Annotated in this window: 18 protein-coding genes and 3 pseudogenes; 6 read left to right on the top strand and 15 right to left on the bottom strand. The window is 36.6% G+C overall.

Annotated elements, in window-relative coordinates:
- Nucleotides 1-1085: pseudogene (gene pdhA / locus JCM19034_RS07110) on the bottom strand (pyruvate dehydrogenase (acetyl-transferring) E1 component subunit alpha).
- Nucleotides 1086-1574: 489 nt separating this feature from the next.
- On the bottom strand, nucleotides 1575-2228 hold the full coding sequence (locus JCM19034_RS07105; RefSeq protein ID WP_062048460.1) for a YkyA family protein: 654 nt from the start codon (nucleotides 2226-2228) through the stop codon (nucleotides 1575-1577).
- A 228-nt stretch (nucleotides 2229-2456) separates the two neighbouring features.
- On the opposite strand from JCM19034_RS07105, the gene JCM19034_RS07100 reads away from it, so the two are divergent.
- From JCM19034_RS07100 to rnjA, 4 genes are all read left to right on the top strand, one after another.
- Complete coding sequence (locus JCM19034_RS07100; protein ID WP_062048458.1) at nucleotides 2457-2660, top strand: YjcZ family sporulation protein; 204 nt, start codon at nucleotides 2457-2459, stop codon at nucleotides 2658-2660.
- Nucleotides 2661-2857: 197 nt separating this feature from the next.
- Nucleotides 2858-3406: a peptide deformylase gene (gene def, locus JCM19034_RS07095; RefSeq protein ID WP_062048456.1), complete on the top strand. Its 549-nt coding sequence runs from the start codon at nucleotides 2858-2860 to the stop codon at nucleotides 3404-3406.
- A gap of 398 nt (nucleotides 3407-3804) precedes the next feature.
- Nucleotides 3805-4014, top strand: a complete 210-nt coding sequence (locus tag JCM19034_RS07090) for a DNA-dependent RNA polymerase subunit epsilon (RefSeq protein ID WP_062048454.1) — start codon at nucleotides 3805-3807, stop codon at nucleotides 4012-4014.
- A gap of 3 nt (nucleotides 4015-4017) precedes the next feature.
- Nucleotides 4018-5685: a ribonuclease J1 gene (gene rnjA, locus JCM19034_RS07085; RefSeq protein ID WP_062048452.1), complete on the top strand. Its 1668-nt coding sequence runs from the start codon at nucleotides 4018-4020 to the stop codon at nucleotides 5683-5685.
- Nucleotides 5686-5755: 70 nt separating this feature from the next.
- Here the strand turns inward: rnjA and JCM19034_RS07080 are convergent, their stop codons facing one another.
- A complete protein-coding gene (locus JCM19034_RS07080; protein ID WP_269431675.1) occupies nucleotides 5756-6874 on the bottom strand; it encodes an N-acetylmuramoyl-L-alanine amidase in 1119 nt (372 codons plus the stop codon).
- A 307-nt stretch (nucleotides 6875-7181) separates the two neighbouring features.
- Here JCM19034_RS07080 and JCM19034_RS07075 point away from each other — a divergent pair.
- Nucleotides 7182-8002 (top strand): annotated as a pseudogene (locus JCM19034_RS07075) (mechanosensitive ion channel family protein).
- Nucleotides 8003-8168: 166 nt separating this feature from the next.
- On the opposite strand, the gene JCM19034_RS07070 reads toward JCM19034_RS07075, so the two are convergent.
- The 6 genes from JCM19034_RS07070 to JCM19034_RS07045 all read right to left on the bottom strand — a co-directional run bounded on the left by JCM19034_RS07070 (nucleotide 8169) and on the right by JCM19034_RS07045 (nucleotide 13021).
- On the bottom strand, nucleotides 8169-8417 hold the full coding sequence (locus tag JCM19034_RS07070) for a YkuS family protein (RefSeq protein WP_062048449.1): 249 nt from the start codon (nucleotides 8415-8417) through the stop codon (nucleotides 8169-8171).
- A 110-nt stretch (nucleotides 8418-8527) separates the two neighbouring features.
- Complete coding sequence (locus JCM19034_RS07065; RefSeq protein WP_062048447.1) at nucleotides 8528-9649, bottom strand: N-acetyldiaminopimelate deacetylase; 1122 nt, start codon at nucleotides 9647-9649, stop codon at nucleotides 8528-8530.
- A gap of 3 nt (nucleotides 9650-9652) precedes the next feature.
- Nucleotides 9653-10861, bottom strand: a complete 1209-nt coding sequence (locus JCM19034_RS07060) for an aspartate aminotransferase family protein (protein ID WP_231686855.1) — start codon at nucleotides 10859-10861, stop codon at nucleotides 9653-9655.
- Nucleotides 10862-10952: 91 nt separating this feature from the next.
- Nucleotides 10953-11675 (bottom strand): 2,3,4,5-tetrahydropyridine-2,6-dicarboxylate N-acetyltransferase, encoded by a 723-nt coding sequence (gene dapD / locus JCM19034_RS07055; RefSeq protein ID WP_062048443.1) that lies wholly within the window; start codon nucleotides 11673-11675, stop codon nucleotides 10953-10955.
- Nucleotides 11676-11850: 175 nt separating this feature from the next.
- Nucleotides 11851-12402: a DUF4309 domain-containing protein gene (locus tag JCM19034_RS07050; protein WP_062048441.1), complete on the bottom strand. Its 552-nt coding sequence runs from the start codon at nucleotides 12400-12402 to the stop codon at nucleotides 11851-11853.
- Between the two features lie 136 nt (nucleotides 12403-12538).
- Nucleotides 12539-13021: a BCCT family transporter gene (locus tag JCM19034_RS07045; RefSeq protein WP_082393868.1), complete on the bottom strand. Its 483-nt coding sequence runs from the start codon at nucleotides 13019-13021 to the stop codon at nucleotides 12539-12541.
- 397 nt (nucleotides 13022-13418) lie between these two features.
- On the opposite strand from JCM19034_RS07045, the pseudogene JCM19034_RS24700 reads away from it, so the two are divergent.
- Nucleotides 13419-13861: pseudogene (locus JCM19034_RS24700) on the top strand (transposase); the annotation flags it as partial.
- On the opposite strand, the gene JCM19034_RS24695 reads toward JCM19034_RS24700, so the two are convergent.
- The 6 genes from JCM19034_RS24695 to JCM19034_RS07010 form a co-directional block, all read right to left on the bottom strand.
- Nucleotides 13770-14105 (bottom strand): mechanosensitive ion channel family protein, encoded by a 336-nt coding sequence (locus tag JCM19034_RS24695; RefSeq protein ID WP_370621837.1) that lies wholly within the window; start codon nucleotides 14103-14105, stop codon nucleotides 13770-13772. The pseudogene JCM19034_RS24700 and the gene JCM19034_RS24695 sit on opposite strands and share 92 nt — an antisense overlap.
- A 95-nt stretch (nucleotides 14106-14200) precedes the next feature.
- Complete coding sequence (locus JCM19034_RS24690; RefSeq protein ID WP_370621836.1) at nucleotides 14201-14647, bottom strand: hypothetical protein; 447 nt, start codon at nucleotides 14645-14647, stop codon at nucleotides 14201-14203.
- Nucleotides 14648-14990: 343 nt separating this feature from the next.
- Nucleotides 14991-15293 (bottom strand): YtxH domain-containing protein, encoded by a 303-nt coding sequence (locus JCM19034_RS07025; RefSeq protein WP_197276358.1) that lies wholly within the window; start codon nucleotides 15291-15293, stop codon nucleotides 14991-14993.
- 17 nt (nucleotides 15294-15310) lie between these two features.
- Nucleotides 15311-15481, bottom strand: a complete 171-nt coding sequence (locus JCM19034_RS07020; protein WP_231686854.1) for a YozQ family protein — start codon at nucleotides 15479-15481, stop codon at nucleotides 15311-15313.
- Between the two features lie 289 nt (nucleotides 15482-15770).
- Entirely contained in the window at nucleotides 15771-16079 is a 309-nt protein-coding gene (locus JCM19034_RS07015) for a hypothetical protein (protein WP_062048430.1), read from the bottom strand.
- Between the two features lie 122 nt (nucleotides 16080-16201).
- Entirely contained in the window at nucleotides 16202-16948 is a 747-nt protein-coding gene (locus tag JCM19034_RS07010) for an ABC transporter ATP-binding protein (protein WP_370621835.1), read from the bottom strand.
- Nucleotides 16949-16988: the final 40 nt, after the last annotated feature.

Raw genomic sequence — 16988 nt, 5'->3', positions numbered from 1 at the left:
TTACTTCGACTCCTTTGCTGTAAATTCTTCCATTTGTTCACGAAGATTTGCTGGTAAATCCTCGAACATAAAACCAATTAAGTCGGTTACTTTTTGCTTAGGAGCAGCGTCAGCTTTCTTAATTGCTTCTTTTACATCTGCTTTTGCTTCTTCCACGACTTCATTTTCCTTCTCTTCGTTCCAAAGTCCTTTATTTTCTAAGAACTTACGGAAACGCACGAGTGGATCTTTTTTCGTCCATTCATCATCCAATTCAGAAGAACGATAACGAGTAGGGTCATCCCCAGCCATCGTATGGGTCCATAACGATATGTTAATGTCTCAATTAATGATGGCCCTTCGCCAGCCAATGCTCGATCACGTGCATCCTTTGTAGCTTTGTAAACAGCTAGAACATCCATTCCATCAACTTGTATTCCTTCAATCCCAGCAGCAACCGCTTTTTGAGCAATTGTCTTTGCTGCAGATTGCTTTTCTACAGGTACAGAGATAGCAAATCGATTGTTCTGAACGATAAATACGGCAGGAGCATTATATGCACCAGCAAAGTTCATCCCTTCATAGAAGTCCCCCTGTGAAGCACCACCATCACCTGTGTAAGTAATCGCAATATTTTCTTTCCCTTTACGCTTCAGACCAAGTGCTACACCTGCAGCTTGAATTATTTGTGCACCAATGATAATTTGCGGGAATAGCACATTTAACCCATCAGGAAGTTGTCCACCTTGATAATGCCCACGTGACCATAAAAACGCTTGATAAAGTGGTAATCCTTGGAATACAATTTGAGGAACATCACGATATCCAGGTAAAATCCAATCTTCTTTCTCTAATGCAAATTGTGAACCAAGCATTGAAGCTTCTTGACCTGCTACTGGGGCATAGAACCCTAAACGACCTTGACGATTTAAAGAAATAGCCCGTTGGTCCCAAATACGTGTGTACACCATTCTTCTCATTAATTCTTGAAGCTGCTCATCACTTAACTCAGGCATTGCTTCTTCATTAACTAATTCGCCATTTTCATTCAAAATTTGAAACGTTTCAAATTGACTTTCAATCTGTTCTAACGTTCTTGTACTCACTAACCTTCACCTCTTCCTAAAAAATAAGAACCTGCTATTCATTCATTTTAAAATCGCAAGACTGTTAACCATTCATGCATATAATGCCCAATCAACTTATATCCATTACGGATGATGTTGTTCGATTTTGGTTTCAAGTCTTACAGTGTTAAAAATATTCATTGAACACTAATACTGTATTAGTCTAATCATCTGTTAACTAATACAATAATTATCTTCGAACATAAGTCTAACCTACATTATATAAATTCGTCAATCCTTTTGTATTGTTGTTTCATTTGGTAATTCCATTTCATTCCTTACACTCTTTTGAATAAAACTGTGTTATATATCAATTAAGTTTTTATAATACAGTTTTAATTTCATTATTCTATTTTTTATAACAGCTACAATTAAGTAATTGTAATCTTTCAAATGTCCATCTTGGTTTAAATTTGCTTTGCTTTTGTATCCCAGCAGGGTGATAAAACAATAAAAGAAAAACATACCTTACGATTCGTAAGATATGTTTAAATCAGCGGCCTCATAAAACGCTCGCTTTTTTTCATTATATAAATCAGTTGCCTCATTAAATGATTGGGTGTATTGATCCACCTCAGCATATTTTTCATTGACAGTATCAACGTATTCTTGTAATTGTTCAAATGTCAATTCTTCGTCTAGAAACGATTCAAATAATTTTTTGTCTGCTTCAGCAGCATCTTTATACGCCTCATTTAATAATTGGTAATCCTCGTAACGTGAATTCATTGTATCAAGCAAGGCTGTAAATGCCTGTTCTAATTCAGTTTGGGCAATTTGCTCTTTATATTGCTCTATTTCATTAAATTCTTCAAAGCTGACATTTATACTTTCCTCTTCAATCTCTACCATTAATAATCTTGATTCAATTGATTCAAGTGCCTCTTCAACGAGTGGCTCAATTTCACTTAATTCACCCGTTCCCACTGTAATAATTTCTTCAAACAATTCATTTTCTCTTTCTTCCGCCTGATATAGTGGTTGTTGCTGCTCTTCGAAAGGTTGCTCTAATTCAACAGCCAATTCAAGATGTTCATAAACATCTTGTGCTGGATTGCCACCACAAGCAACAAGAATCAAGCTCGTTAAAATTGATACTATGGCAAACAAAATGTACTTCATACAACTCCCCTCCTTATGAACCATTCATATATCTAAATATAACAATACACGTCTTTTCCTATCATGTAAATGTAATCTAGCATATGTCCATTTTTAATAAATTATGAGCTCGTACTTTAAAATTAGATCATTATCCTAGGCGAACGTCCAACCGATTAAATGTATCATGCATAAAGTAATTAGTGAATCGCAGCTTTTGCGATCTGATTAAAAAAGGAGGAATGTCTCATGTTTGGTTACGGTTATGGTGCTGATCCAGTATGCAGTGATCCTTGTGGATACGGTTATGGTACTCAAGTTGCACCTGCGACATACGGACCTGGATACGGATACGGCGGTCACGGTCACGGTGGTCACGGAAAAGGATTTGCGTTAATCGTTGTTCTTTTCATCCTTTTAATTATTGTCGGCGCTTCAAAATTTGGTGCATAACCAGTCCACTTATCCCCCTATAATAATGTGTACAGCTACTCCCAATAGCTGTACACATTTTCCATTAATAATCTGCTATTTTTATAATCATAATGGTTTTCAGTGAGCATTTTAAGCATTGCTTTTTTTCAAATAACGATAACATAGTATAATAAAAATATGTACAGTGATCGTAAAACTAAAGGAGTGATACATACATGATAACAATGAAAGACATCGTTCGTGAAGGAGATCCTATTTTACGAAAAAAAGCGAAAGAGGTTCAATTACCTTTAAACGACGAAGATAAAGAATTATTACAGAAAATGCTTGATTACGTGAAGAACAGCCAAGATCCAGAAATTGCGGAGAAATATAATTTACGCCCAGGAGTAGGCCTGGCCGCTCCTCAAGTAGGTGTATCCAAAAGGATGTTTGCTGTTCATACAACAGATGAGCAAGATAACTTGTATAGTATGGGTATTATTAACCCTAAAGTTATTAGTCATTCTATAGAAGAAAACCATCTTGAGGGTGGTGAAGGCTGTTTATCTGTAGATAGAGAAATTTCTGGCATTGTTCCACGGTATTCTAGGATAACTGTTAAAGCAGCAACACTTGAAGGTAAAGAGGTTACATTACGTTTGAAAGGATTTGCAGCAATCGTTTTCCAGCATGAGCTCGATCATCTCGACGGAATCATGTTTTATGACCGAATCGAGAACTTTACAGATAAGTTAAAACAACCTCTTCCAAAAGGAATTTAATGATAGGCACTGTGTGGGGCTTTCAATAAGCAAAGCCAGTGCCCTCCCTCACACACTTTTATAAGAATTTCTATCTAAATAACGCTTTAACCCATTCCCATTTACAATAATTCCCTTGAACAAACAAACAAATTCCTACACATACTACAAATAGAACAATCTTACTAATGGAGGTGGGATATGATGTTAAAGCGTTGGAGAAAAAGATTATTGAGAAAATGCAAAGATTTACTTCCCAAGAAACGATATATCGAAGTTCAACGCTAATATACTTTCAAACAGACGCTTTCTCCTAATCATTTTGCCGCCTCTTTTTGGAATAATAAAATAAAAACATGAAATTAGTAAGTATTTACTTTATAATAAATCTATAACGATTAGTAAGGAGAGGTAGCTAAATGATTTTTAAAGTGTATTATCAAGATAATTTTTCAGAGGTTCCAGTGCGTGAATATACGGAATCTCTCTTTATTGAAGCGGAAAGTGAAGCAGATGTTCGGATAAAACTTGCCTCACGCCAATACAATATTGAGTTTATTACCCCAATCTCTGGTCCATACTTAGAATATGAACAACAAATAGAAGAATTCAAAGTGGAGAATGGATAATTTATGAAACAAGTGAAAAATAATCAAACAGCTGTATTTGCTCTAGGTGGACTCGGAGAAATCGGAAAAAATACGTATGCTGTCCAATTTCAAGATGAAATTATTTTAATCGATGCCGGAATTAAGTTTCCAGAGGACGAGCTTCTCGGAATTGATTATGTCATACCAGATTATACTTATTTAGTGAAGAATGAAGACAAAATTAAGGGACTTTTTATTACACATGGACACGAAGATCATATTGGTGGTATCCCTTATTTATTGCGTGCTGTTAACATCCCTATTTATGGTGGGAAATTAGCTTTAGGACTATTAAAAGGCAAGCTTGAAGAACATGGTCTGCTTAGAAGGACAAAGCTATATGAAATTCACGAAGATCAAATTGTGAAATTCACAAAAACGTCTGTCTCATTTTTTCGGACAACGCATAGTATTCCTGACGCTTACGGTATTGTTGTTAAGACACCTCCAGGAAATATCGTCCATACTGGTGATTTTAAATTCGACTTTACTCCTGTAGGAGAACCAGCAAATTTAACGAAAATGGCAAAGATCGGTGAAGAAGGTGTACTTTGTTTACTATCTGATAGTACAAATAGTGAAATACCCGAGTTTACAATGTCGGAACGTAAAGTCGGGGAAAGCATCGACCATATTTTCCGTAAGGTAGAAGGCAGAATTATATTTGCAACTTTTGCTTCGAACATCCATCGTCTTCAACAAGTGGTAGAATCAGCGGTTAAATACGGTCGAAAAATCGCTGTATTTGGTCGAAGTATGGAATCTTCATTAACAATTGGACAAGAGTTAGGCTATATCAAAGCACCTAAACATACTTTTATTGAGACCTCTCAACTTAACAAATTACCAGACAATCAAGTAACAATTTTGTGTACTGGTAGCCAAGGTGAACCAATGGCAGCTTTATCTCGTATTGCTAATGGCACTCACCGCCAAATTCAAATTATTCCTGGTGATACAGTCGTCTTTTCTTCGTCACCTATCCCAGGAAATACACTTAGTGTAAGTAAAACAATCAATCAATTATATCGAGCCGGTGCTGATGTAATACATGGATCATTAAATGATATACACACATCCGGACACGGTGGGCAAGAAGAACAAAAGCTTATGTTAAGACTGATGAAACCACAATATTTCATGCCTATTCATGGTGAATATCGCATGTTAAAAATGCATATTAAGTTAGCCCAAGATTGTGGAATTAGCGAGCAAAACTGTTTTATTATGGATAATGGAGATGTATTAGCATTACACCCTGATGAAGCTGGTGTTGTAGGGAAAATTCCATCTGGCTCAGTGTATGTTGACGGTAACGGTATTGGAGATATAGGGAATATCGTTTTACGTGATCGTAGAATTTTATCCGAGGAAGGGCTAGTAGTTGTCGTCGTCAGCTTAAACATGAAAGAATTTAAAGTGACAGCTGGCCCAGATATTATTTCTCGCGGTTTCGTTTATATGCGCGAATCAGGTGATCTAATTCATGAAGCACAAAAACTTTTATCTAACCATTTAAACGAAGTGATGGAACGAAAGACTTCTCAATGGTCAGAAATCAAAAACGAAATTACAGATTTACTCGGTCCATACTTATATGAGCGTACGAAACGCAAGCCAATGATTTTACCAATTATTATGGAAGTGTAACAACTTTACTATTTGCTTACTAACCCTTAAAGGAACTGTTCATTCCTTTAAGGGGTTTTACTATTCCTTTCTATACTGAAAATAATCTCCCCCATGTTTGCGATCCAACAATCCCATCTACTGTTATATCTTCCTTTTGTTGAAACACTCTAACAGCTTGTTCTGTTTCCGGCCCATAAACCCCATCTACTGTCACATTTAACGCACGCTGCACACGCCTCACATCCTGACCTCGTATAAAAGGAGATTGCAAGGAGAGAATGCGTTCAAAACCAACCCCGTCTTTTTCATTTATTTGGTCTAAGGCTCTCCACGTTTGTGGACCAACAATTCCATCTACAAGAATTGATTGATCTCGTTGAAACAGCTGTACTCTTCTTTCTGTTTCAGGTCCAAATATTCCATCTTGTACAGCCCCTACTTTCTGTTGAACTTCACGAACGTCCTCGCCCCTCATCATTGGCTGTAACAACCTCAGTATCCTTCTCGTACTTTGTCCATAGATGGCATGATCTTTATTTGTTTCATCAGTAGGTGACGCTAACTCTCGATCACCATTACGTTCCATTTGATTTAAATGCTTCCTCGTTTCAGGTCCGACGATTCCATCTACCGTTATCGAAGCTGCACGTTGAAAACGGATAACTGCATCTTCAGTTTGTAAGCCGAAAATTCCATCAATTGGACCTGGATTAAATCCTAATTTATCTAGCCTTGCTTGAATTTCCTTAACATCCCCTCCTCTGTCACCTATGGAGATGATAGCTCGATGTTCGTTTCTCAGCTCACTTTTTTCCACAAGTGACGTATTCTCAAATGTGCCTCCTCTTCTAATTAGGCGATTACGGAAATTTTCCATATTAATTGATGGACAAGGTTTCCATGCATACCCTGGAAATTCATCATGCCCCCACACATTATCAACTGTAATGTTCAATTCATCCATTAATTTTCTCGTTAAACGGAGTGTCGCTTGGCGTTGTGCATTAGTTAATGTTTGCGTCCGGAAATCGCCGACCATGCAGATCCCAACAGCATATCCATTACTGTTTCCAACATGATAGCTCACGACTTCAACATCATGACAATGGCTTATCGTTCCATCTCGATCAACGACATAATGATAACCTATCCCGGGCCAACCTAATTCATTTACATGGTATCTACGAAAGCTTCCGCACTTCCAGATGTGGTTGCACTGTGATGAATAGCAATATTACGAATTGCACTTTTTGTTCTCCTTCTGTAAGAGCTTGTTTGACTTCTTACAAGTGAATTCCTTTTGTCTATGACATTCATTTATTATCACCTCCTTATTATATATATCGTTTCGTTTTTTTTGGTGATCATTGTCACTTATTGAAAAAGCCGTTATATCTCATTTATTGATAAATGCCTTGAAAAATCATAACTACAAGTTGTGACGTTAGTAATTGTTTAACATAAAGAAAATCGGTTATAGTGAATAGGAGGAGGAGATTATATTGGAGCAATGGATGATTCAATTACTAGGAGATGGGCTAGTACTATCTGTTCTTACAAGCGTAGTACAAATTATAGTAGCAATTCTAGCTTTTTTGATTACACGTTCTATAGGTAAGAGAATGATAGCTAGTGGGTTTAACAAAATGCAAACAGAAAAAGGTATGAGCGCGGGACGAGTTAAAACGTTAGAAAAGCTTAGTATAAATGCCTATTCATACATACTCATTTTTATTTTTATTACAATTATTATGAACATCTTCGAACTGAGTATTACAGGATTAATTGCTGGAGCAGGTGTCGTAGGGTTAGCGATTGGCTTTGGGGCACAGGGGCTAGTTAGTGATGTGGTAACCGGCTTCTTTATTTTATTAGAGAAACAAATTGATGTTGGTGATTACGTAACAATTGGGAGTATCGACGGAATTGTCGAAGAAGTAGGTCTACGCAACACACAAATACGCAGTTTGATGGAACTTTGCATTATATACCTAATCGCGAAATTGGAAGTGTAAGTAACCATTCTAGAGGAAATATGAGAGCGTTAGTTGACATTAGCATTTCCTACGATGAAAACATTGATGAAGCTATTACAGTCATGCAAGCTGTATGCGATAAAATTGCAATGGAAGAAGAGGCTATTAAAGAAGGACCTGACGTGATCGGTGTACAAGGATTAGGTGATTCCGATATCGTGATACGTATCGTCGCTAAAACAGAAAATATGCTGCAATGGGAGGTTGAACGTAAACTTAAAAAAGCACTTAAAGAAGCACTTGATGCGAACAACATCGAAATACCATATCCTCATCAAGTATATGTTGAAAAGAAATAATACCAAAGGCACTCAATTTTAAAGAGTGCCTTTTTTCACTATTTTAACTAGCTTATTTACCTATTAAAAAGGAGCCAGCGTTCCCTTTTAAAAAGGCTGTACTCCGAACACGCAAAAGCTCCTCTGTTTAATCAAATATTACTATATTCATCGTTCCACGTTTTCCTTATGACGGCCTTACTCTTTGCTCAATTTGTTGGCATATTTCTTGTGCTGTCATACCGTGAGCATTAATAACCGATCCTTGTGTAACAACATCTTGAACTCCCATAACGTTTTGATCTTGCCCAGTAATTACGCAACAATCACAGCCTGCTGCATCTTGCTCTTGTTTTAATTGGACAACATCATATCCTCTTTCTTGTAACTCTTGTTGAACATCCGTTAATGACTGCTCCACACCAATTTTTGCCATAACTTTACCTCCACAAAAGTAATAACGTTCATTTTTACTATCCCCATTTTATGGAGTGATATACAGCAAAAAATGATAAATGCGATTCTTTTGTAGTATAGAGATTTCTGTTAATTTTGATTCAGATAACCGATGATTGTTTTAACTGCAAAGGAAATAGCTTCTTCGCTCGGTTCAATACGGGCATCATGTAAGCCGTATGGTGTGTCAACCCCTAACCAAAACATAAATCCTGGAATTTCCTCTAGAAAATAGCCAAAATCTTCACCCGTCATTGCTTCAGAACAGACAATTAGATTGACGTCGTCTTTTGTTTGTAAGTAGTCCATAAACAAATTTGTCTCATGTTCGTCATTATATACTTGGCAGTAATTTGCTCCATAATCTATTACCGCCTGACATTCAAATCCAGCCTCAATTCCTTGTACAAGTGCCTCTATACGTTCCTTAATACGATTCATTGTTTCAATCGAACGTGTTCGTATTGTCCCTTCAATGACCGCTTGTTCAGCAATTATATTTTGTTTCGTACCTCCTTTAATAACGCCAATCGTCACAACTCCAGCATCTAGAGGATCGATATTACGGGCAACAACTGATTGTAACTGTGTAACAAGATGGCTAGAAGCTACAACCATATCATTGGCTGTATGTGGATAAGCAGCATGCCCACCTTTTCCACTTAATGTTATAAACAGTTCGGAGGTATTAGCAAATAACAGTCCAGGTTTAATTGCAATTGAGCCGACTGGATAATCAGGGGCTATATGTAGGGCAATAATTGAATTGGGCTTCCATTTTTGTAATTGAGGTAATTGAAGCATCTCTTTAGCAGCACCCGGTCCTTCTTCAGCTGGTTGAAAAATAAATAATAAATTACACGAAGGTTGATTTACCGCAAAATAAGCTAACACACCAAGGGCTATTGTCATATGAAGATCATGCCCACAAGCATGCATATGGCCAACATGCTTTGACTTAAACTCATACGTTGTTTGCTCCTCAATTGGTAATCCATCCATATCAGCTCTATAAGCTATCGTCCTGTTTGCATTTTTTCCTAAAACATGAACAAAAACTCCAGTCCGCCATGTTTCGATTGTCAAAAATGTTTGCGGAAGCTGATGAATTTGCTCCAATAAAAATTGCTGTGTTTTTACTTCTTGGAAGCCAAGTTCAGGAATTTGGTGAAGTTCTCGACGGATTTGTATCAACTCTTTTTCATCTAACATATTTTACGTGCCCCTTATCCGTAAAAGTTCTAATTCAAATTTCTTAATAAATTGTTGAACTTCTACCATTGTTAAAGTCATCGGTGGTAATAACCTGATAATTGTTTGTTGTGTTACATCTACCATTATTCCTTGTTGGAGCAGATTCGTTTGGATCTGTTTCACTTCTACTGGCTGCATGTTCATGACTACACCAATCATCATCCCCATTCCACGGATACCGCTTATGAGATCATGATATTTCTTCTTTAGTTGACACAGATTATGCTCTAGTTCATTTGCGACGCTCGTCCCTATTTCCATTTGTCCTTGTTCAATTAAAACATCAATAACCGCATTACCTAATGCAGCACTTAATGGTGACGGGGCAAATGTTGTTCCATGGTCACCAGGCTGTAACAAACTAGTATGTTTCTCTGCTACAATAACACCACCTAATGGAAGACCTCCACCTATTCCTTTAGCAAATAAAATCATATCAGGTGTAATTTCTGCATGCTCATAAGCGAAGAAACGACCAGTTCTACCGACTCCTGTTTGAATTTCATCCATACAACAAAGTGCCTCATACTCTTTGCAAAGAGATTCGATTTGTTGTAAATATTCCTTTGTTAGCGTCACAATTCCCCCAGATCCAAGAACTGGCTCAACAATGACTGCTGCTGGCTGCTTCTCTTCAAACACCGTTTTTAACGCGTCATAATTATTTGCTTCAACTTCATATACTGGCATAGATGTGACAGGAAAATCCTGATATACGCCAGCTTGCCTTGTTAGCTTTAATGCACCTAATGTACGTCCATGAAAGCTGTTTTTTAAGACAATCACACCACTTTTATTATGATCATTCTTTTTCGTCCATTTATGAATAATCTTTAAAGTAGCTTCTGTAGCTTCAGCACCAGAATTGGTAAAAAATACCTTCCCGTTAATAGAAAGCTTAATGAGTTTCTCTGCTAAAGCGATAGCTGGCTTATTATAGAAATAATTTGAAATATGCAAATATCTCTGTGCTTGTTCTTGTAACGCAGCAAGCACGGTTGGATGCGAATGACCTAAAATATTTACAGCTAAACCTGTAAACAAATCTAAATACTTACGATCCTCTTCATCAAATAGATAGTTTCCTTCACCACGATTAACGACAATTGGAAGTCGCCCATATGTAGATAATATGGCTTGTTGATCACGTTCTATCCAATTTGTAGACAACGACATCCCCTGCTTTCCATACTTAATTGAAAACTTTGATAGTTGAAAAGAGCTTTGCCGAATTCGACAAAGCCACTTTTCTTGAACACCCTTAGTCGTCTTCGTTTAAACGACGAAGTTCCTGCTTAATTTCTGTTTTACCTTTTGTCTTTTCATCGATTTCTTTAATAACTCGAGCTGGTGTACCAGCAACGACCGTATTCGGAGGAACATCTTCGGTTACAACTGCCCCTGCAGCTACAACCGCACCAGCTCCAACAGTAACTCCTTCTAAAATAACACAATTTGCACCGATTACCACATCATCTTCAACGATAACTGGCTTGGCAGAAGGAGGTTCAATAACTCCAGCTAGTACTGATCCCGCCCCAATGTGACAGTTCTTACCAACAGTAGCTCGTCCACCCATTACAACATTCATATCAATCATCGTACCTTCACCAATAACAGAACCAATATTAATGCTCGCTCCCATCATAATGACTGCATTTTTACCGATCTCCACTTGATCACGGATGATTGCACCTGGCTCAATACGTGCTTGAATATTTTTCATATCAAGTAGTGGAATCGCTGAATTGCGACGATCGTTTTCAACAACATAATCTTCTATTAATTGCTCATTTTCTTTTAACAGTGATTCAATTTGGCTCCATTCTCCAAAAAGAACACCAACATTACCTGTAATAAAAGCTTTTGTATCTGTACCAAAATCAATTGCATCAAGCTGTCCTTTAATATGTACCTTTACTGGTGTTTTCTTTTCACTTTGTGAGATAAATTGAATTATCTCGTTAGCATCCATCATTTTCATTTTATATCCTCCTAATTAACAATCTCTCCATAATGATAATGATTTAACATTAAAAATGCAATCATAACGTAAGAAAAACGCCTTACGTTTTTGTTAGCTGCCATTAAGATTTTCATTTTGGTTAAAAAATAAGAGAAATCCTAACACCCATTAAGATTCCTCTAACTAGTAATGACTATAAAATTTCTCGTAACCAAACATACTCTATTGTATCTTTTTCTGATTTTGCCTCGAACATTAATTGATACTCATTTAAATCGTAACAAAACATCCAATAACCGTCCATTTCATTCATTTCACTAATATCTGGTGTTCCAAGAGCCTTTTTCATCTCTTTATGAGTTAATCCTTGATCCTCAATTTGAAGGGCAATTGCAACGCTTTTATTTGTTTCAGGATTAATAAAATATGTGACTTCCCCGTATTGTAAGTAAACTCCACCTTCATAATACCCAGTTTCAATAGGCTCTCCTTCACGTTTTATAATCGCATCGTACGTTTCACCAAGTTGATCATTTGTTGGAGCAAAGATCCCACTGTAGCCTTTTTCAATCCAATCAAACGTTAAAATTTCCGATTCATTTAATTCCTCAACTTCTTTTTCACTTAACTCAGTATGCAATTTAACAGCAGCATTTGCCTGCTCATTCAGTTCAATTGACACTTGTCCACAACTTGCCATTATGAATAATAGGCTACTAAATAGTAGCAATTTGACTACTTTCATTTCATTCACCTCATAAAGTGTGCTTATCCATATATTTTCTTATATATGTATCCATTCCCACCTTTATTCGTGATTAAACAAAAAACACTCCGGCACGCGAAAATAAGCGAAACTTATCATTTTGTTTCTTTTGCTTTCATTTCAGATTTAAATGCTTTACGATACTCATGAGAAGAAGTATTAACGTAAGTGGAAAGGCACTTACAATAATCGCTGTTTGTAAAGCATTTAACCCACCAGATGCCATTAATACGACGGCAGAAGCTGCTAATATTATTCCCCATGATACTTTAATAAATGTCTGAGGATTTATATCAACATTTGTCGTTTGCATTCCTAATACAAAGGTCGCAGAGTCAGCAGAAGTAAGAAAGAACGTTGTAATAAGCAATACCGTTACAACCGACAAAATAGCTCCACCTGGCAACTGTTCATATACATAAAAGAGTGCTGTTTCTAAACTGTTACTTGACACAGCTAATCCTTCGACTAATTCGAGATATATGCCTGTCCCACCAAAGACAGCGAACCAAAATGCACAAACTAGAGAAGGTACAATAAGTACAGCAAATGCAAATTCTCTTACCGTTCGCCCTCTCGAAACTCGTGCAATAAACATACCCACAAATGGAGACCACGATATCCACCAAGCCCAATAGAAGATTTTTTTGCCAGGAAATCGTCCTCCGACCAGGCTACCGGGATGGGGGCACGCTTTGGGCAGGAGGGCGTTGAACTAACCGGCACGGCGGTGGATTTCATCCTGCCCTTTCCTCCGGAAGGAGTCGGCCCTCCCATCCCGTCCGCTATGTCTAGAGCCAAATCAAATAAGAGACTAAGTCCTATTTTTTCTATAATAAAAGTGAAAAATAGGGACAGGAGTGGACCGACAATGATGTCAAAAAAGTAGTAAGATAAGCGGTTGCAAATGGAGATGGTCTGGATTGAAAAGCTAGTTCCAAAAAGACCATCTTGTTAGTAAATTAGATCAGGCGATGAAGTTAAAGAACTTTATTCTTCTGACTAGGACGTCCAAGAGTAAAAATCATTGGCAAGGTGCTTTGGATGAAGCCGAACTACGACATACAGATATAAATAAAGAGATTTATGCAAAGCGTAAAGAAACAATTGAACGCGTCTTTGCTAATCTGAAACAAAAGCATGGTTTGCGTTGGACAAACCAGAAAGGATTGGGAAAAAAATTCAGTGCAAGCGATGCTTGTTTTTGCTGCAATGAACCTAAAAAAATTAGCCAACTGGCACTGGAGAAAACAGAAGAAATAACGTTAAAACGCCATTGAGAATCAACTTCTCAATGGCGTTTTGTCTAGTTCTGAGGTTTGTCCAATTAGAGACAAACCCATTTTCTATTCAATGTTTTCTTCTTCAGCCTTTTCTACATAAATGCTTCTTGATGGAAATGCAACTGATACCCCTTCTTCTTTTAAAATATTCATGATCTTAAAGTTAATATCTTCTTTAGTCTCAAACCACTCGACCCAGACAATTGACTTCGTAAAGAAATATATAAATATATCTAGACTTGAATCATTAAATTCGTTAAAACGGACAATTATTAATTCCTTATCTACTTGTTCATGGCCATATAATAGTTGCTCTATTTTTTGAACACATCGCTTTAGCTTTTCTTTAGGAGTAGAATAAGTAACACCTAAATTAAACGTAATTCGTCGTTTCCCCATTTTAGACCAATTCGTAATCGGCTCATTAGCGAGCGTTGAATTAGGAATGGTTACAACTGAATCAGCAAATGTCCGGATTCGTGTACTACGAAATGTTATATCTTCAACTGTACCCTCGACGGTTGGTGTTTGAATCCATTCTCCTTTTTAAAAGGCTTCTCCGTTATAATAATTACACCACCAAAGAAGTTGCCTATCGTGTCTTGGGCTGCTAATGCAAACGCTAAGCCACCGAGTCCTAGTCCAGCTATAAATCCACTTATATCAATCCATTCACTAAGAACAGCCAAGAGGATAAGTGCAAGAACTACTCCTTGTAAAATTTTTGAAACAAAAGGAATGAGCATACTATCATCATCATCTTCAATTTTACTAATGATTTTCACAAGTGATAATGAATGTTCCGATGTATAATTATAAATCCCCCAGCCAGCTAATATGATAATAATCGTTTTGTAAACAGTTGCGACAAACTCAACCGTTGTAATATGAAATGGTAAATACATAAGTGCTAAGTACGTACCTAAAACAACCCAAAACACTCGTAACGGTTTTTCAAATGATAGTAACAAATTAGAAAATAACGGTGTCGGTGTTTTTTTAATAATAATAATACTATTTTAAAAATATACTTTGTAAAAATTTTTCTAAAAATCAAAAATATGATAAAAATAAGCAATGCAATTCCAATATCGTACCATTCGATACGTTTTAAAGAATTTAGAAATAATTGCCACCGAACCTCAAACATTATTCTCACCTTCTATGTAAAAATCTCGATAGTACATTTTAACATAGAACGTAAACAACAAACATAAAAACGTTTTTACCTCTTACATAGTAAAAAAAGAAGTGAGAATCATTTGACCTCACCTCTAAATAAAACTATTCCAATGCTTGTTCATCACGTTCAACCACTTGTTGGATTAATGAACCAATATCCGATGATTCTTCTTTGCTTTTAGCAGTCGATTGTTGTTTCGATTGCTTAACAATATCATCCACTTCTTCCTTCCATTCATCACCCAACTCAAGTAAAGTATTGGATATTGTAGGATAAGCTCGTTTAACTTTTTTTACAACTTGCTTCCCCATGTCGGTTGTTAGCATCATGACACTAGCGGCACCAACTATTCCACCTATAATTGAACCAGTTATAATCCCATTATTGGATCTCTTCTGAAACATTCCATTTCCCTCCCAATTCATTTATTTCTTTCCTTCTTATATTCAATAGTACCCTCTGTAAATGTATCTGAAACCTGCTCATGTGTAAGAGCTAACCCTTTTTCACTATCATTATTGCTTTTATAATGTGACGGTTGATACGTTTTCGTAGATACATTTTCAACCGCTCGCTTATCTACTTTATCCAAAGACTTCATCTCCTTTCTTCCGATAGTATTTACGTTAAATAACTAAATATGTAATACTCACTTTACTTTTATTCGACTGTAAGAAAAACGTGAAAGCGTATTTTAAAGCATTCTATTGTTGTGTTTAATACGTTCAACTTTTCATTCATAATACTTTTAAAGCAATTAAATTACATTTAACCGTCGAAATTTGAATTCACCTGTCTAGATAAACTCTTCAACTTACACGTTTTTAAAGCAATAAAAACAAAAGAGCTGCATTAGATCTAAATCTTTAGCAGCTCTTATCTTATTCATGTTTTCCTTTTTGTAACAAAAGCTCAATTCTTGTACAAGCTTGATCTAAAAACGCTTCATAGGTCGCTACCGGCATTTTTAATTGCTCAGCCGCTATCGCAACCGTTGATGATGTTGCTGGGTAGACACCCATTTGCTTAGCCATTTCGACCATACGAAACTCTTCGTACACATGTCGTAAAAATTGAGGTAAAACTCGTATTGCATTTTGTTTTTCTAAATCATAAATCGTTTTATAAACAAGTATTCGAAACTCATCTTGGTCTAGATCTTTCCAATCCATCGATGAATCATTAAACAATCATATCTCCTCATTTCTAAAAACTGTGATCGCATATAAATCATTTTACAAAACGTCACAGAGACTGGTCGAATGAAATGCTTATGCTTTAATATGTATCCAGGGACGATCCTGCTCCCATGTTAGTTCAACAGGAAGTTATATGTTTTCGATAGTGTTTCATTATTTAGAACATCGCGTTTCTTTCCCGCTGCGACAATTTTCCCTTCACGTACTAGCAAAACATGAGTAAAAGACGAAATCATTTCCTCAATGTGATGCGTAACGTAAATAATTGTTGGGCCATTCTCTTCTTCTGCGTACATCTTTAACATTTCTAAAAGCTGTTCCTTCGCATAAAGGTCTAAACCATTACAAGGTTCATCTAATATAAGTATTTTAGGGTTTGCCATTAAAGCTCTCGCAATTAAAACACGCCGTTTTTCTCCTTGAGACAATTGGTTAAAAAATTGATTCGATAACTGCTCAATTCGCAATGTTTTTAACAATTGTTGTGCCTTTTTTCGATCTTCATCAGTCGTTTGTTCGTATAAACCAATCGAAGCAAATTTACCACTTATGACTACTTCTAATACATTGTGTAACCGATTTGCTACTTGTTGGTCTAACGATGCACTAACCCAGCCGATTGATTTCCTTAACTCGGGAATGTTTACTTTTCCATACTCATGTCCTAGCACATGAATGTTGCCTTTTGAAGGCCATACGTATCCTGTTATCATATTGAGTATAGATGTCTTGCCAGAACCATTTAATCCTAAAATAACCCAATGCTCTCCCTTTTCTACCTTCCAAGAAACCTCATCGACGATCAATTTTTGCTGCTGCTTCCAGCTGACTTTATTTAATGAAATAACCATTCTTGACATTTCCCTTTCCTTTACTCTGATTATTCTATTCTACATCCTT

The sequence above is a fragment of the Bacillus sp. JCM 19034 genome (genome assembly GCF_001310635.1).
Taxonomy (GTDB): Bacteria; Bacillota; Bacilli; order Bacillales; family Bacillaceae_D; genus Halalkalibacter.
This window is presented reverse-complemented; position numbering and strand designations above follow the sequence as displayed.

Coding starts and splice junctions, on each gene's coding strand:
- JCM19034_RS07105 (WP_062048460.1), bottom strand. CDS start 2,228: ATGAAGTACATTTTGTTTGCCATAGTATCAATTTTAACGAGCTTGATT.
- JCM19034_RS07100 (WP_062048458.1), top strand. CDS start 2,457: ATGTTTGGTTACGGTTATGGTGCTGATCCAGTATGCAGTGATCCTTGT.
- def (WP_062048456.1), top strand. CDS start 2,858: ATGATAACAATGAAAGACATCGTTCGTGAAGGAGATCCTATTTTACGA.
- JCM19034_RS07090 (WP_062048454.1), top strand. CDS start 3,805: ATGATTTTTAAAGTGTATTATCAAGATAATTTTTCAGAGGTTCCAGTG.
- rnjA (WP_062048452.1), top strand. CDS start 4,018: ATGAAACAAGTGAAAAATAATCAAACAGCTGTATTTGCTCTAGGTGGA.
- JCM19034_RS07070 (WP_062048449.1), bottom strand. CDS start 8,417: ATGGCAAAAATTGGTGTGGAGCAGTCATTAACGGATGTTCAACAAGAG.
- JCM19034_RS07065 (WP_062048447.1), bottom strand. CDS start 9,649: ATGTTAGATGAAAAAGAGTTGATACAAATCCGTCGAGAACTTCACCAA.
- dapD (WP_062048443.1), bottom strand. CDS start 11,675: ATGAAAATGATGGATGCTAACGAGATAATTCAATTTATCTCACAAAGT.
- JCM19034_RS07050 (WP_062048441.1), bottom strand. CDS start 12,402: ATGAAAGTAGTCAAATTGCTACTATTTAGTAGCCTATTATTCATAATG.
- JCM19034_RS07045 (WP_082393868.1), bottom strand. CDS start 13,021: ATGTTTATTGCACGAGTTTCGAGAGGGCGAACGGTAAGAGAATTTGCA.
- JCM19034_RS24695 (WP_370621837.1), bottom strand. CDS start 14,105: ATGGGGAAACGACGAATTACGTTTAATTTAGGTGTTACTTATTCTACT.
- JCM19034_RS07025 (WP_197276358.1), bottom strand. CDS start 15,293: ATGTTTCAGAAGAGATCCAATAATGGGATTATAACTGGTTCAATTATA.
- JCM19034_RS07010 (WP_370621835.1), bottom strand. CDS start 16,948: ATGTCAAGAATGGTTATTTCATTAAATAAAGTCAGCTGGAAGCAGCAG.